This window comes from Chryseobacterium sp. MYb264, assembly GCF_035974275.1.
In the GTDB taxonomy this organism is placed as follows: domain Bacteria; phylum Bacteroidota; class Bacteroidia; order Flavobacteriales; family Weeksellaceae; genus Chryseobacterium.
The window spans coordinates 4,676,649-4,693,370 of record NZ_CP142422.1; the positions used below are offsets into that span (position 1 = coordinate 4,676,649).

The window sequence follows — 16,722 nt, forward strand, 5'->3', positions numbered from 1 at the left end:
CAAAAAAATTATTTAATTAAGACTTTCCAGGCTTCTTCAATCTTACTTTCAAGCAATAATTTCTGAGCATCTCGGTGAATATTTTCGTCTGAATGATATTCTCCGGCAGGTAAAACTTCAACATTGGCTAACATTCCCAAGTCGTTTCCGGTAAAGATTTTACTTAGTTTAATTTCATCAGGAAGAAGATCGAAGCCAATGCCTTTTGTTACCAGAGGTTTAGGTACTTCAAAAAGATTTTCCGCATTATTTCTGGAATACCAGTTGGCTCCAAGACGGGCAACCATATCCAGTTTGGTCTGATCCAGATTTCCCTGCTCATTAAGATATTCTTCTCTGATGTGGATTTTCTGAACTTCACAAATGACTAAATTTCCTGCACCTCCCTGATCTCCCAATGATTTTATTTCTAAAACTTTACATTCGAAGTTGACGGGACATTCCTCAATTAATTTTGGTTGAACCAATTCAGCGTCTTTCATGGTTAAACCGGATTTTACAAACTCATTTACGCCGTCTCCATATTCGGTAGAGGCTAAAGAAATTTGTTGTACAATCGGAAAATTCACCGTTCCGATGACCACTTCCGGAACTTCCAGAACGTTTTCTAAGGTATGTTTTGTCGTATTATCACGAACTCTTCTCGACGGTGAGAAAATCAAAATCGGAGGAATCGTACTGAACATATTGAAAAAACTGAACGGCGATAAATTGATCGCTCCATTTTTATCAACGGTTGAAGCCAATGCAATCGGACGCGGGGAAACCGCAGTCTGCATGATGAGTTGAAGTTGTACGGGTGTTATTTCGGATGGGATTACTGTTTTCATGTTTTAATACTAAAAAAGTATATATATTTAAAAAAGATGCTTCGACAGGCTCAGCATGACATTTCTAATACTAACTGTGATAAACAATAATGTTTTAACAGCTTTTTGTAGCGATGTTATGCTGAGCGAAGTCGAAGCATCTCTATGATTTATTTACAATTATAATTAATTCGCAGGAATAATTTTACCTGAAACTTCACCGAAACCTACTCTCACACCGTCTTTTTCAGCCCAAGCTTTCATAGTTACAGTATCATTGTCGTCGATGAATTTTCTTTCCTGTCCATTGCTTAGTTGTAATGGATTTTGACCTCTCCAAGTTAATTCAAGCATAGAACCGAAAGATTTTGGATCGCTTCCTGAAATGGTTCCGCTGGCATATAAATCTCCAACTTCTACATTACAACCATTCACGGTATGATGCGCCAATTGCTGCGTCATATTCCAGTACATATGTTTGTAATTACTTTCAGAGATCAGGTTTTGCTCGCCATTTTCCGGTTGTAAATAAACTTCAAGATTGATATCGTAGTTTTTATCACCTTCAAATTTTAAATAGTCTAATACTTCAGGATCTTGCGTTGGAGAAGTGGTTTTGAATGGTTCTAAAGCTTCTAAAGTAACCACCCATGGAGAAATAGAAGAACCGAAATTCTTAGCAAGGAACGGTCCTAACGGAACATATTCCCAAGACTGAATATCTCTGGCTGACCAGTCGTTGAAAACAACCATTCCGAAAATTGCGTCTTCGGCATCTTTTGTAGAAATACTTTCGCCCATTTCTGTGTTTTTATTGATAACAAAAGCCATTTCCAATTCAAAATCCAATTGCTTGCATGGTCCGAAAACAGGTTTGTCGGCATCAGCAGGTTTCATCTGACCTTTAGGACGGTTGATTTCTGTTCCTGAAACCACAATAGATGAGGCTCTTCCGTGATAACCTACCGGAAGATGTTTCCAGTTTGGCAATAGGGCATTGGCTGGATCTCTGAACATTTTTCCGACATTCGTTGCATGCTCAATGCTGCTGTAAAAATCAGTATAATTCGGGATGTGCAGAGGCATCATCATTTTTACCTGATCAAGATCGTAGAATGCTTCTTCAATCGTTTTTTCGTCTTTTGATAACGTTGAACCTTCCTGTAGAAGCTCCTGGATTTTTAAACGAACGGCATTTGTCACCGGTTTTCCCAATTCGATAAATTCATTTAAAGTGTAGGCTTCGAAGATATTGTCGTCAAGACCTTCTATTTCTTCAAAATATCCAAGATCGAACAAGGTCGCAAGATCAATGATCTGATCTCCGATTCTTGTGCAGCATCCGATATATTCTTTGTTGAAAACGGCCACTCCAAACGGAATATTATGTATTGAAAAGTCTGAATTTGATGAATATTCTACAAATGATTTCATAAGTTTAGAATTTAATTGATGATATCAGGAATTTTCAGGTTCCCGAATTTTTAGATTTAATTATTTTTTCACCTTCGAGTAAGAAGCTTCGTCTATCCATCTGGCTTTGGTATTAACGTCAATCAGATAAAGAATATCATCCTGTTGTGTCAGCAATAAGGTTTTGGTAACCGGAATAGGAACTTTTTTATTCTCAAGCATATCCGCGCGCAGAGAGATGATGTTCTTTCTGCTGCGAACAATATCTCCTGAGAATACATTGGAGCTGCTTTCTCCTGTCGCTTTATCATCAAAAACTTCAACGTAAGTTGCCTTATTTCCTTTAATGATAATAAAATCCCTTTCCGTATGATCCGCCTCATCCTTAATGTAAACAAACTTTTTATCGTCAATATTTACATTTTCCAAATGTTGATTTACGCCTTTTCTTTCTTCAAGTCTGGTAAGGATTTGATCTAGGGTTCCATATTGTGCCTTTACACCTAAAGTAGCTCCTATAAAAACAATTCCAACGAAAAATTTTCTCATAATACTGTGTTTTACAAAAAAGTTTTGTCAGGATTTTTTGTCCTGACAAAACATATTATTTTATTTTTAATTAAAGATTTCCTCTTTTTTCCTGTTCTCTTTCCAATGCTTCGAATAATGCTTTGAAATTACCGGCTCCGAAACTTTGTGCTCCGTGTCTTTCAATGATTTCAAAGAATAGAGTAGGGCGGTCTTCTACAGGTTTAGTAAAGATCTGTAGTAAATAACCTTCCTCATCATGATCAATAAGTATACCTAAATCCTGAAGTTTTTTAAGATCCTCATCAATATGTCCAACTCTTTCAGGAACCATGTCATAATATGCTTCCGGCGGAGCAGAAAGGAATTCTACACCACGCTTTTTCAATTCTGTAACAGTGTGGATGATATCTTTTGTTGCTACGGCAATGTGCTGCACCCCTTCACCTTCGTAGAAATCAAGATATTCTTCAACCTGAGATTTCTTTTTACCTTCTGCAGGCTCATTGATCGGGAATTTTGCATATCCGTTTCCGTTTGACATCACTTTAGACATCAAAGCAGAATATTCTGTGTTGATTTGTTTGTCGTCAAAAGAAAGGATGTTTACAAATCCCATTACTTTTTCATACCACTCCACCGTAGGGATCATTCTATCCCAATCTACGTTCCCTACACAGTGGTCAACGTATAATAAACCTGCTTCTTCAGGCTGGTATGCACTTTCCCACTTTTCATAGCCAGGCATGAATGCGCCGTTATAATTTTTTCTTTCGATAAACATGTGTACTGTTTCTCCGTAGGTATAAATTCCGGACATTCTTACTTCACCGTGCTCATCAGTAAGTGTTACAGGCTCTAAATAAGGCTTTCCGCCTCTTTTAGTCGTTTCTTCGAAAGCTGCATACGCATCATCTACCCAAAGTGCCAAAACTTTCACTCCGTCACCATGTTTTTTCACATGCTCATTGATCGGTGAATCAGATTTAAGACCAGTGGTAAGGATCAATCTTATTTTTCCCTGTTGAAGAACATAAGAAGCACGATCTCTGACCCCTGTTTCCGGCCCTGCATACGCTACAGACTGGAAACCAAAAGCAGTTTTATAATAATGGGCAGCCTGTTTTGCATTTCCTACGTAAAACTCAATATAATCTGTACCGTTGATCGGTAAAAAATTCTCTGCCTGAGCGATCTTTTCGGCAAATGTAAGTGTTGACATATTTTCTATTTTTACTTTTATTCTAGGTATGCAAATTACAAATTTCCTGCAAATACGAAAAATATAAACAAACAATCGTTCGTAAAGGTAAATCTTAGGATTAAGAAAAGTTCATTTAAGTATTCTTAAGTTTATCCTGGTATGCTTGGGATGTCTATTTTTGTAATCCAGAAAAACAAGTGATAAGAAATTAATTTTAAATCAGAATCCCCGGTATGACCGGGGATCTCTTCTGTTTATTGTATTATTTTTTGTTTAGTCTTCCGGCATCAGGATTGTAATTATCCCAAATTTTCCATTCACTGTCGATTTTACGAATGAAATAGATCTGGGTGTTGAGCTGATGGACAAAATGCTCCTCTTCACTATTTTTCACCGTGAATAAAAGATTCCAGAATTCCTGAGATTCCAGTATTTTTTTTTCCGGTTCATCACTAAGGACATGAAGGTCAAAAATTTCATAATTGGAGCGGTTATTTTGGGTTACCAATTGAAAATCTCTCTCACAAAGTTCTTTGCTGAATTGTGAAATTCTTTCGATTAATGGGGAAGAGCTGAATACTGTATTCTCAAAAATTTCAGGATGATGGCCAGGAAATGCTTTGTAAAATTCAAAAAGCCCGGCGGCGTAATCATCTACCAGATGAAAAAAGAAATCTGAATTCTCATGTTCCGGTTCATGCTTCTTCTCTTTGGTGAGGAAAATATAGGAATTCAGATCTTCATAGCCTAAAAAGATACAGATTTTGTCCAGTGTCTTCAGAAAACGGAGATCATTATGCGTTTTGTGCTGATATTCATTTTCAAAAAAGCGTTGTAAAGTAACGTGGGAAATGGTACTTCCTATCTCAAATTTTTTCTCATAGGTAAGGGCATCGGACGCTGAGAGCTGCTCTTTTATAATTTCGGACAAGATAATAAAATGGCTTCTTTTCCATTCTTTCACCTTTCCGAGGATTGAATTCTTTACTCCCGGATGCTGTATTACTTCATCTCTTATAGAGTTGTATATTGTCTTCAAATTTTAGTGTTTCCACGTGACTGATCAAAAATACTGCCAAAATGATGGAGTTTGATGATGTTAAATCACAAACAGGAAAGTGAAAAATCAATGTTTAAACCTTTCATAAACTGCTTTTTCCAACATTTCTCTGTCGTCGGGATGAGCAATACTGATGAGTTCCTGAGCCCTCTGACGAAGATTTTTTCCGTACAGATAAGCCGTTCCGTATTCGGTAACTACCCAATGAATATGCCCTCGCGTTGTTACCACTCCGGCGCCTTGTTTTAAATAAGGAACAATTCTGGAAATTCCTTTTTTTGTTCTGGATGTGATGGCGATAATTGGTTTTCCGTCTTCACTCAAAGCTGCGCCTCTCATGAAATCCATCTGACCACCAATTCCGCTGTATTGCATGGTTCCGATAGAATCTGCGCACACCTGTCCTGTCAGATCAATTTCTATGGCTGAGTTAATGGCGACCATTTTTTTGTTTCTCATGATGTTGATCGGGAAATTCACGGTGCTGACATCATCGAATGAGAAAACGGTGTTATCATCCACATAATCATACAGTTTTTTTGTTCCGAAACAGAAACTGGTAATCGTTTTATTGTCGTTGTAGCCTTTGTGTTTATTGTTGATGACATCATTCTGAATTAAATCAATCACACCATCACTCAACATTTCGGTATGAACTCCCAAGTCTTTATGGTTGTGAAGACATTTTAAAACCGCATCAGGAATCGTTCCGATTCCCATTTGTAAGGTGGACTTATCATCAATTAATTCTGCTACATTTTTACCCACTTCCATTTCTTCAGGTCCTACTTTTGAGCCATAATCAATGGTAGGAAGTTCTTCTTCATGCCAGACCAGCTTATGAATTCTACTGATGTGGATCATTCCGTCTCCGTGCGTTCTCGGCATCAGGGGATTCACAATCGCTACAATGATTTTTGCGGTGTCTACTGCCGCTCTGGCAATATCAACAGAGGTTCCCAATGTGCAAAATCCGTGTTTGTCGGGTGGAGAAACGGTGATTAATGCAACATCAAGCGCCAGAATATTCTTTCTAAATAAAATAGGGATCTCGCTTAAAAAAACGGGTACAAAATCTCCACGGTCAGAATTTACGGCATCACGAACGGGAGTAGATACAAACAGCGAATTCACGAAAAATTTGTCTTTATATTCGGATTTTGCAATTTCAATATTTCCCTGTTGGGTAATGGAAACCATTTCCACATGATCCAAACGATGGGCTTGTCTTGCCAGTTCATCAATCAGATAGTTGGGAGTACAGGCACTTCCGTGAAAAAATACCCTGTTTCCGCTTTTTATGGTGTAGATGGCTTCTTCAGCACTGATGTAATTATGCATAATCATTGAGTTTTTTTTGAGTGTTTATATAATTTATTCGGCATTTTGTCCTAAAACAATAGCTTTATCTCAAAGATAATTCATATAATCTTTACTCATTCTAAATATTTAACGAGTGTTAGGTAACTTTTATCATGTCTTAATTTAATGAGTTTGTTTATTTTTTTTCGACTTAAAATTTATAATATGAAGTATTGCAACCTTAGATGATATCGGCAAATCTAAACCTCACAGATTTTTAAAACCTGTGAGGTTTGAGTATGAATAGACAAGTTCAGTGCTAAGAAAAGGACCAAGTGCATTACACTCAGTCCTTTTATATCGTCAACGTACAATTGATTTTTAATTATAAAGATTCTGCAGCAACCTGTTTTTTCATACTGCCCGTTTCTGAAAATCTTAAATGCCAGCTGAAAGATTCTTCCAGCAAATGCGGTGTATGTCCACCTCTTTCACAAGCTCTGTCAAAATAGGATTGTAATTCTTCTCTATAATCTGGGTGAACACAATTATCAATGATCTTTTGCGCTCTTTCTCTTGGTGCTAAACCTCTCAGATCAGCCAAACCAACATCAGTTACTAAAATATCAACATCGTGTTCCGTATGATCGGTGTGTGAAACCATGGGAAGAACGTGAGAAATATTATTTCCTTTCGAAGCGGCCTGCGTTACGAAAATACTTAGGTACGCATTTCTCGCAAAATCTCCCGAACCTCCGATTCCGTTCATGATCTTTGTTCCTCCGATATGCGTGGAATTTACGTTTCCGTAAATATCAAATTCGATCGCCGTATTAATGGCAATGACTCCCAGTCTTCTGATCAATCCCGGAGTATTGGATATGTTCTGAGGTCTCAAAACAAACTTTTCTTTATATTTTGAAAGGTTTCCTAAAACTCTTTCATAGCATTCCTGAGAAACCGTGATGGATGATGCAGAGGCAAAGCTCAGTTTCCCTGAATCAATTAGATCAAATGTACTGTCCTGCAGCACTTCAGAGAACATTGTTAAATCATAAAAATTACTGTCTTTGAAACCCATAAGAACAGCATTAGCCACTTTTCCTATACCTGCTTGAAGAGGAAGTAATCTGTCGGTAAGACGACCTAACTGCACTTCATTTTCAAAGAATGCAAGAAGATGTTTGGCAATGGCAGTGGTTTTTTGATCGGGTTCTGCAATGTCGGCAGGGCTGTCTTTACGGTTGGTGAAAACAATAGCCTCAATCTTATTAGGATCTACAGGAATACTTTTTCTTCCGATTTTATTCCACGGAGCAACAATAGGAATGACATTTCTGAAAGGATAATCTTCAGCCTGATAAATATCGTGAATACCATAAACCTCCTCAGGAACTTCCGTATTGATCTCGATAATCACTTTCTTAGCCATTGCCGCAAAAGTCACCGAATTTCCTACCGAAGTCGTCGGAACAATGCTTCCGTCTCTTTCGATATAAGCCGCTTCAATCACGGCAACATCTATGCTTTGTAAGTTTTTGGTGTGAAGAAGCTCTGCACTTTCGCTCAAATGCTGATCGATAAACAGAATTTCACCATTATTGATCTTGTTCCTTAAAATAGGATCTACCTGAAAAGGCATTCTCTTTTTTAAAACATTGGCTTCTGCTAACTTTCCATCGGTTCCGTGCCCAAGAGAAGCGCCTGTCATCAATGTAATCTTGATATCTTCGGTTTTACCTCTTTCTGCCAATGCGGGTAAAATTGCCTTGCTGTCGCCTGCTTTTGTAAATCCGCTGGAGCCAACTGTCATACCGTCTTTAATAATCTTAACAGCGTCTTCCACAGTCGTAACTTTCTGGCGGAGACTTTCTAATCTGATTCTTTCTAACATGTAATTTTGATTTAATTTTAACCATCATTAACTACATATTTTTTTCATTTAAATAATGATGATTAAATGTTAACCGTATGTTACAAAAATACGGAAAAAGATGCTCTAAATAAAGCATTTAAAGCATCTTTTCTATTATTTTTAATGATAAATTTTAGTTGTTGATTAAACTGATATTTCTATTCTTCCAACCAAGAAGTTTTATATGAAGGATCTTCTACTTTCAGAGCTTCTTCCGTTAATTTCAACGGACGGAAAGGATCGACCATTACGGCATATTCTTCCGTGAATTTTTTTCCTATGCTTCTTTCCATGGCTCCGGGATGAGGTCCGTGAACGATTCCTCCAGGGTGAAGCGTAAAATCCATTAAATCAATGTGGTTACGGCTCATGAAATCACCTTCTGTGTAGAATAAAACTTCATCAGAATCAATATTGGAGTGATTGTAAGGCGCCGGAATCGCTTGTGGATGATAATCGTACATTCTTGCACAGAACGAACAAACCACAAAATTATGTGCTTCAAAAGTTTGATGGACCGGTGGCGGTTGGTGAATTCTTCCAGTAATCGGTTCGAAGTTTTTGATATTGAATTTATAAGGATAAAAATAACCGTCCCAGCCTACAACATCAAATGGATGCGTTGCATAAATGAAATCTGTGATCTGGTTTTCTTTTTTTACTTTAATTAAAAATTCGCCTTTTTCATCTTTTGGTTCCACAAAAGTAGGGGCAATGATATCTCTTTCGCAGAACGGTGAATGCTCCAATAATTGTCCGAATTCGTTTCTGTATCTTTTCGGTGTGTAAATAGGTGAATGACTTTCTACCACGAAGAAAACAGTATCATCAGAATGTAATTCCACCTGATAAATTGTTCCTCTCGGAATAATTAAATAATCACCAACCGAAAATTCTAAATTCCCGACAAAAGTTTTTAAAATTCCGCTTCCGCTGTGCGCGTATAAAAGTTCGTCACATTCAGCATTTTTGTAGAAATAATCCATCGATTTTCTTGGCTTCGACAATCCCATTTTCAGGTCGTTGTTTACCATCAAAAACTTTCGGCTGTCCATAAAATCGTCTTCGGGAGTTACATTCATTCCCTTAAACATTCTAGGCGTTACATTCTTTTCAACAGCGATTTTCGGAGTCACATCTTTTGGTTCGCCAATAGATTTTATCTGTGTCGGGCGGTGAATGTGATATAATAAAGAAGAAATTCCATGAAAACCTTCAGTTCCGAAAAGTTGTTCATAGTAAAATTTGTCTTCCGGAGATTTGAAAATCGTATGTCTTTTTGGTGGGATATTTCCCGACTGATGATATCTCATTTTACTTTTATATGTTGACTCTCAAATTTAATATTTTTTGATGAATTCAAATAAAAAACATTTTTTCATTGAGTTTTGTCGTTCTAAAAATAATTGTTAGCTTTGTCTAACAATTTTAATTTCATGAAGCGAATATTATTTTCTGTTATCTTTTTATCCACTTACTGTTTTTCTCAGGAAACGGATAGTTTAAGTTTAAATCAATCCATAAAACAGGATTCGGTGAAAACTGTAAACAAGAAGGAAGTCAAAACCAAATTGATTGATGATGTGGTAATCACGGGAACGATAAAACCTGTCAGTAAGTCGAAAAGCCCTGTGGCTGTGGAGATTTACAGTCAGAAATTCTTTCAGAAAAATCCGACTCCGAGTATTTTTGAAGCGATTTCAATGGTGAATGGGGTAAAACCTCAGCTGAATTGTTCGGTTTGTAACACGGGAGATATTCACATCAACGGATTGGAAGGACCTTATACGATGATTTTAATTGACGGGATGCCTATTGTAAGTTCGCTTTCTACGGTCTACGGTTTAAGCGGAATTCCGAACAGTCTGGTAGACCGAATTGAAGTGGTGAAAGGTCCGGCTTCTTCAATTTACGGTTCTGAAGCGATGGGCGGAGTCATTAATATTATCACTAAAAATGCATTGACGGCTCCCAAATTAAGTGTTGATGTGATGACAAGCACCTGGAGCGAAAATAATATTGATCTTTCTACGAAATTTAATTTAGGTAAAAATGTAGCGTCTTTATTGAGCTTAAATTATTTTAGTTTTGAAAAGAGGTTTGATGAAAATAAAGATAATTTTACTGATGCCACTTTACAAAACAGGATCTCAGTTTTTAATAAATGGAATTTTAAACGAAAGGAAAACCGACAGGCAAGTTTTGCTTTGAGGTATCTCTATGAAGACCGTTTCGGAGGTGAAATGCAGTGGAATAAATCCTACCGAGGAAGTGATGAAGTATATGGCGAAAGTATTTATACGAATAGGGTAGAGGCTTTCGGGGTTTATCAGTGGCCGATGAAAGAAAATATTGTAACCCAGTTTTCGTACAATTTCCATGATCAGAACTCATTTTATGGAACGAATCCTTTTACGGCGACTCAAAAAGTGGCTTTTGCACAGACTTATTGGGATAAAAAATTGGGAAATCATGACTTGATCGTAGGTTTAACTCTTAAAAGAACTTTTTATGATGACAACACACCGGGAACTTTATCGTCTGACGGATTGACCAATGAGCCTATGAAATCCCCGATTTGGGGTGCTTTTGTTCAGGATCAATGGGAGATTAACGAGAAAAATACGTTGTTGATCGGTTACAGATTTGATTATGACAGAATTCATCATGCCGTTCATTCACCTCGTTTTGCATGGAAATTTTCCCCAAATCCTTATCATACACTGAGGTTTAATTTCGGAACCGGTTTCCGTGTGGTAAATCTGTTTACGGAAGATCATGCGGCTTTGACAGGCTCGCGTGATGTAGTGATTAAAGATAATTTAAAACCCGAAAGATCGATCAACGGAAATTTGAATTATGTCTGGAAAATCCCAGCTGGCGACCGATTGATTAATCTTGATGCTTCAGCTTTTTATACGTATTTCAGTAATAAAATTGTCGGTGATTTTGATACAGATCCTCAAAAAATTATTTATGATAATCTTCATGGCTACGGGATTTCAAGAGGTGCTTCTCTGAATCTTGATTACAGTTTCAGTTTTCCTTTAAATATTAATTTAGGTGTTACTTATCTGGATGTTTACCAGAAATTCGATGGGGAAGAAGGGAAAGTTCAGCAGCTTCACGCACCGAAATGGAGTGGAACATACAATCTGACGTACAAATTCAAGAATAATCTAACGATAGATTTCACGGGACAATTTTATGGACCCATGCGTTTACCGGTTTTAGAGAATGATTTCCGACCTGAATATTCGCCTTTTTATACTTTGGCTAATATTCAGGTTTCAAAGAGTTTTAAATCAGGATTTGAAGTGTATTGCGGAATAAAAAATCTGTTCAACTTTACCCCGAAAAATCCTTTGATGCGACCGTTTGATCCGTTTGATAAACATGTGGATGACCCGATCAATAATCCGAATCATTATACTTTTGATACGGCTTACGGGTATGCTCCGATGCAGAGAATCCGAGGATTTATGGGAGTTAGATATACTTTGAAATAATATTTAACCACAAAAGATACAAAAGAAATGATTAGAAAAAGGTTTCGAAAATATTTTGTCTCTTCTGTGGTAGAAAAAAATTATACAAAATGAAAATTGTAACGATATTTTTATTTTTAATGTTAGTGCCATGTTTTTGTCTTTCACAGATAAAAACAGGCACTTTTTCGGATTTGGAGATTCAGCAAAAAGAAAATCCTAAACCGATCATTATTCATTTATATACAAGCTGGTGTTCGGTTTGTAAGATTGAATTTTTCCAATTAAATAAGAATAAAGATTTGGTTAAGCTCATCAACGAAAATTTTTACTTTATCAATTTTGAAGTGGAAAAAACAAAAGATAAAATCTATTTTCAAGGAAAAGAATTCAATTATCTTTCTAACGGAAACTCCGGAATTCACGAGTTGGCTTTAGCTTTATCAAAAAATAAAAATCAGCCTGTTTATCCGTTGTGGATTATTTTAGATGAAAATCAAAACCTGATTGATTATCATGAAGGACAATTTAAAGCAAAAGATCTGAATGAAAAACTTAGTGATATTTTAAATCATTAGCGCTCGCAGATTTTGCAGATCACGCAGATTTTTAGGAAGAATCATCTGCACAATCGGCCCAATCTGCGAGAATATTATTTTTCAGCATCAATTAAAACAGCTAATTGAATGCAAGGTTCATCTGAACGGTTGCTCCATGCATGATTCGTTCCTCTTTGAATCACAATATCTCCTGGTTTCAAAAGCGTTTCGCCTTCTTCCATGATCAGATATAATTCTCCGGAAAGGATAATGATATAATCTAACGTCTGCGTTTTGTGCATCATCGGATGAGGTTCTCCGGTTTTCATTTCTACTCCTAAATCTTTATCGGGCGGAATAGAGACATATCTGAAATACGTTCCATTTTTGGGTGTTTGGGGAAATCCTGTATTTGGAATTGGTTTTTCAAAATCTAAACTTGCAGGCATTTGCTGTGTGTTCCAAACATCAGAAATGATAAGATTGGGGAAATGTTCTACCGCATTTTTTACGATTTCATCTTCAACGATAACAGATTTTCCGTCTTTTATTCCGGTGACAATTCTTCTGGGGATTGTATTCATGTATTGAAATTTAGGAAACAAAAATAATCAGTGAATAGTTTATATTTGCTACTAGTTAACTATTGGTAACTAGTAACTTTAAAGTAACTATCATGGCAAATATTATTGAAAATGGTGTGGAAAGACCGGCAACCTGTACCGAAGAATTGTTTGCGATGCGCGACAGTCTGGATGTTTTAGGCGGAAAGTGGAAACTGATGATCTTAAGATATTTAACCAACAGAACCGATCAACAGATTCACTTTAAAAAATTGCAGCGAGGTTTTGAAAGTATTTCCGCAAAAATGTTGAGTAAGGAACTGAAAGAATTAGAAATAAATCTTTTAATTACAAGAACGATTCAGGATACAAAACCAATTACGGTAACATATGCTGTGACGGAATACGGAAAATCTGTTTTTCCTGTCACCGAAACCTTGGTGAATTGGGGATTGATTCACAGAGAAAAAATTAAAAATTCGATGGGTTCTTAATAATTAGTTTTTTGATTTAAATATAAAATCTCTCGCAGATTAGGCTGATAACGCAGATCTTTTAGAAAGAATAATCTGCATAATTAGCTTAATTAGCGAGAGAAATTTTATAAATAATTTTCGTGAAATTATTTTTTATTCAACCAGCTTTTTATAAGTTCAGGATGATCTTCTACCCATTTTTTAGCGGTGGCTTCTTTATCTTTACTGTCTTCCATTTTGGTTAAAAGATCAGTCATATTGGCATCATCAAAATGCACTTTAGAAAAGAAAGCCGCTAATTCGGGATGATCTTTGCCAAAACTTTTTCGGCTGTAGGTTTTAATCTGTTCGGCTTCACCGTATGTTTTTTTCGGATCTTCCAAAAATTTAAGTTTCATTTTTCCAAACATCCAATGCGGCTGCCATCCTGCAACTACAATCCATTCTTTACGTTTAATGGCATTCTGAAGCTCGGTAATCATTGCGATGGTAGAAGAGTTGATCTGTTGATAATCCAGTTTATAATCGATAATGACTTTATCGGTTGCGGATGTCATTCCTGCACCTTTTTCAATTCCGATAATTCGGTGTCGGAACTGATCTTTATGCGCATTCAGTTCTTCAATAGAATGTATCGGAACATAATCAGGAACTACCAAACCTATTTTTCCACCGTCATAATTGGTTCCCAAAGGTTTTAGTTCAGGAAACTTCGCCACTTTTGCAGCATGCGTAAACGGAAGCCAGACACCCATAAAAAGATCGGTATCTTCATTATTCATCGAAGCTAAGATCATATCTGTTGATGCTTTCTGAATGATCACATGATAACCCTGTTCATCCAAAATAGCTTTGGCAACGTGAGTCATGGCGACATCTTCTGCCCAGCCATCTACCATTCCGATGGTGATGTATTTAGAATTTTTTAATTTTTCACATGAATTAAATAATCCTAAAACAGCGATCAATACAGCAAATATCAGGTATTTTATTTTCTTCATATTATTGTTTTTTCTTTACAAATCCTTGGGTAATACGGTCGAGAATAATAGCTAAGATCACGACAGATAAACCACTTTCAAATCCTAATCCGATATCCAGATTATTAATTCCTTCCAATACTTTTTCACCCAAACCTCCTGCAGCGATCATTCCGGCGATTACCACCATGGATAATGATAATAATATGGTTTGATTGACTCCGGCTAAAATGGTTTTCGTCGCTAAAGGAAGTTCTACTTTAAACAAAATTTGTCGGTTGGTAGCTCCAAATGCTCTTGCGGCTTCCACAATATCTTTCGGAACGGCATCTATTCCTAATGTTGTTAAACGTACGGCGGGCGGCATAGCAAAAATAATCGTGGCAAACGCTCCCGGAACTTTACCGATACTGAAAAATAATACTGCAGGAATCAGATAAACGAACGCGGGCATGGTTTGCATTAAATCCAGCATCGGACGAATAATTTTCGCGGCAAATTTATTTTTCGCAGCCCAGATTCCCAATGGAACCGACAATATCAGTGCGGTGAGCGTTGATACAAAAATAAGCGCTAGGGTTTCCATGGTTTCTTTCCAGAATCCCATTAAAAAGATTAGGGTAAGTCCGGCGGCCGTCATTATAGCAGTTCCTTTTCCGGCTTTCCATAAGGCTAGTAAGGTGAAAAGTAGAATTATAACATAAAAAGGAGTGTTTACCAAAACCCACTCAAGTCCCATGATTGAGGAGTTTCCTACGTTTTTTATAACATCAAATACTGGTTTTCCATGGTCTGTGAGCCAATTGATTGCGGTTGCTACATATTGGCCTATATCTATAATTTTATTCATCTTATTGGTTGTTTGCGATTTCTTTTAATTCAATAATTTCTTCTTCGTTAAATTTTGTGGCTTCTATCACCAATGATAATTGCGTTACCAAGCCCAGGAATTTATTGTTTTCGTCTACAACGGCAATCGCAGATTTACTTCCTGAAATCAGGGGCAGCATTTCTTCAACAGTGGCATCTTTAAGTACGGAAGGAACGTTACTGTTAATCACAGATTCTACGGTAGGCTCTTTCCTTCGGGCAATCATCATAATATCTCCGAGTGTTACAAAGCCAAGAAATTTATTCTGAAAATCAACAACGGGTAAAGTTTCCAGACCTGTTGCTCTCATTTTTCTTAAAGCGCCCTCAGGACCATCTTTTCTGAAACGTACCACCGTTGGTTTATCAAACATTAAAGATTTGGCAGTAATGATTGTTTTACGGTCTACTTTTTCAACGAAAGCTTTCACATAATCACTTGCCGGATTGGTTAAAATATCTTCTGCAGTACCAATTTGCTCAATGACTCCGTCTTTCATAATAACGATTCTGTCGCCGATTTTTATGGCTTCATCCAAATCATGGGTAATGAAAACAATGGTTTTCTGAAGCGTATCCTGCAGTTCAAGCATCTGATCCTGCATTTCAGATTTTATCAATGGGTCGAGTGCTGAAAAAGCTTCATCCATTAATAAAACTTCAGGATCATTAGCCAAAGCTCTTGCCAGGCCAACTCTCTGCTGCATCCCACCGGACAGTTGAGAAGGATACTGATTTTCAAAACCGTTTAATCCCACAATATCTAATGCTTTCTGTGCTTTTTCTTCACGAGAAGCTTTATCTTCACCACGAATTTCCAGTCCGAAAGCAGCATTGCTTAAAACGGTGTGATGGGGAAGAAGACCAAATTTCTGGAAAACCATGCTCATTTCCGTTCTTCTTACCTCCAGCAGGTCTTTGTTGTTTTTATCGGTAATATTATCGTCGTTAATGTAAACTTTTCCCGAAGTAGGTTCGTTTAATCGGTTCAGGCAACGTAACAAAGTAGATTTTCCACTGCCGGAAAGTCCCATGATCACGAAGAATTCGCCTTCATAGATTTCAAAATTTGCTTTGTTTATTCCGACGGTACAACCTGTTTTTTCAAGGATTTCTTTTTTAGAAAAGCCTTTATCGAGAAGTTCCATCGCTTTCTCTTTTTGTTTTCCGAAAATGATCGTGAGATCTTCGACTTTCAGTTTTACTTTTCTGTTATTTTCAATTTTATCCATATCAGAGTTTTTTTGCATGTGATTGACTTAAATTTACAAATAATTTAAAATATAGATTAAACGTATAATCCATATTCTCATACAATGTCGAAAAGTACCGTCCTGTATTGAGTTTTAATTAAAAATCATATATGAAAAATAAAAATCTGCAAAAGACCAGAAGTCTGATGCGACATTTATATTTCATACAGATTTTACTCTTGAAGAAGAGCGTATCATGAAAAAAGAAATTCTTTTAAATAGATTTTCAAAAATAAATTATCAATAAAGATAATTAAACAGGTATTTGTACTGAACAACTTGAATTTCTACATTTTATCAAAATGCAGGCCAATAATAAAAA

At 36.7% G+C, this 16,722-nt stretch carries 15 protein-coding genes; 3 read left to right on the forward strand and 12 right to left on the reverse strand.

Annotated elements, in window-relative coordinates; genetic code table 11:
• Positions 1-8: 8 nt before the first annotated feature.
• From VUJ46_RS20460 to VUJ46_RS20495, 8 genes are all read right to left on the reverse strand, one after another.
• On the reverse strand, positions 9-830 hold the full coding sequence (locus tag VUJ46_RS20460) for a flavin reductase family protein (protein WP_326982521.1): 822 nt from the start codon (positions 828-830) through the stop codon (positions 9-11).
• Between the two features lie 165 nt (positions 831-995).
• Positions 996-2,243, reverse strand: a complete 1,248-nt coding sequence (fahA, locus tag VUJ46_RS20465) for a fumarylacetoacetase (RefSeq protein ID WP_326982522.1) — start codon at positions 2,241-2,243, stop codon at positions 996-998.
• 60 nt (positions 2,244-2,303) lie between these two features.
• Complete coding sequence (locus tag VUJ46_RS20470) at positions 2,304-2,771, reverse strand: hypothetical protein (RefSeq protein WP_326982523.1); 468 nt, start codon at positions 2,769-2,771, stop codon at positions 2,304-2,306.
• A 70-nt stretch (positions 2,772-2,841) separates the two neighbouring features.
• Positions 2,842-3,972 (reverse strand): 4-hydroxyphenylpyruvate dioxygenase, encoded by a 1,131-nt coding sequence (hppD, locus tag VUJ46_RS20475; RefSeq protein WP_326982524.1) that lies wholly within the window; start codon positions 3,970-3,972, stop codon positions 2,842-2,844.
• A 244-nt stretch (positions 3,973-4,216) separates the two neighbouring features.
• A complete protein-coding gene (locus VUJ46_RS20480; RefSeq protein ID WP_326982525.1) occupies positions 4,217-4,993 on the reverse strand; it encodes a hypothetical protein in 777 nt (258 codons plus the stop codon).
• An 87-nt stretch (positions 4,994-5,080) separates the two neighbouring features.
• Positions 5,081-6,355, reverse strand: coding sequence for an acetyl-CoA hydrolase/transferase family protein (locus tag VUJ46_RS20485; RefSeq protein WP_326982526.1), 1,275 nt, complete (start codon positions 6,353-6,355; stop codon positions 5,081-5,083).
• Between the two features lie 346 nt (positions 6,356-6,701).
• On the reverse strand, positions 6,702-8,210 hold the full coding sequence (locus tag VUJ46_RS20490; protein WP_326982527.1) for a succinate CoA transferase: 1,509 nt from the start codon (positions 8,208-8,210) through the stop codon (positions 6,702-6,704).
• A gap of 179 nt (positions 8,211-8,389) precedes the next feature.
• Positions 8,390-9,544, reverse strand: coding sequence for a homogentisate 1,2-dioxygenase (locus VUJ46_RS20495; protein WP_326982528.1), 1,155 nt, complete (start codon positions 9,542-9,544; stop codon positions 8,390-8,392).
• A gap of 123 nt (positions 9,545-9,667) precedes the next feature.
• On the opposite strand from VUJ46_RS20495, the gene VUJ46_RS20500 reads away from it, so the two are divergent.
• Both VUJ46_RS20500 and VUJ46_RS20505 read left to right on the forward strand, forming a co-directional pair.
• Positions 9,668-11,740 carry a TonB-dependent receptor plug domain-containing protein gene (locus tag VUJ46_RS20500; protein WP_326982529.1) on the forward strand — a complete coding sequence of 691 codons (2,073 nt, stop codon included), beginning with the start codon at positions 9,668-9,670 and terminating at the stop codon, positions 11,738-11,740.
• An 89-nt stretch (positions 11,741-11,829) separates the two neighbouring features.
• On the forward strand, positions 11,830-12,297 hold the full coding sequence (locus tag VUJ46_RS20505; RefSeq protein WP_326982530.1) for a thioredoxin family protein: 468 nt from the start codon (positions 11,830-11,832) through the stop codon (positions 12,295-12,297).
• A 74-nt stretch (positions 12,298-12,371) separates the two neighbouring features.
• On the opposite strand, the gene VUJ46_RS20510 is transcribed toward VUJ46_RS20505, so the two are convergent.
• Complete coding sequence (locus tag VUJ46_RS20510) at positions 12,372-12,842, reverse strand: cupin domain-containing protein (RefSeq protein ID WP_326982531.1); 471 nt, start codon at positions 12,840-12,842, stop codon at positions 12,372-12,374.
• Positions 12,843-12,934: 92 nt separating this feature from the next.
• Here VUJ46_RS20510 and VUJ46_RS20515 point away from each other — a divergent pair, with 92 nt between their 5' ends.
• Entirely contained in the window at positions 12,935-13,315 is a 381-nt protein-coding gene (locus tag VUJ46_RS20515) for a winged helix-turn-helix transcriptional regulator (RefSeq protein ID WP_326982532.1), read from the forward strand.
• Between the two features lie 128 nt (positions 13,316-13,443).
• Here VUJ46_RS20515 and VUJ46_RS20520 read toward each other — a convergent pair whose 3' ends face one another.
• Genes VUJ46_RS20520 through VUJ46_RS20530 form a run of 3 tightly spaced genes read right to left on the reverse strand, consistent with a single transcriptional unit; the run spans position 13,444 to position 16,379 of the window.
• A complete protein-coding gene (locus tag VUJ46_RS20520; protein ID WP_326982533.1) occupies positions 13,444-14,298 on the reverse strand; it encodes a glycine betaine ABC transporter substrate-binding protein in 855 nt (284 codons plus the stop codon).
• Between the two features lies 1 nt (position 14,299).
• Complete coding sequence (locus tag VUJ46_RS20525) at positions 14,300-15,127, reverse strand: ABC transporter permease (protein WP_326982534.1); 828 nt, start codon at positions 15,125-15,127, stop codon at positions 14,300-14,302.
• A 1-nt stretch (position 15,128) separates the two neighbouring features.
• On the reverse strand, positions 15,129-16,379 hold the full coding sequence (locus VUJ46_RS20530) for a quaternary amine ABC transporter ATP-binding protein (protein WP_267404956.1): 1,251 nt from the start codon (positions 16,377-16,379) through the stop codon (positions 15,129-15,131).
• Between the last annotated feature and the right edge of the window lie 343 nt (positions 16,380-16,722).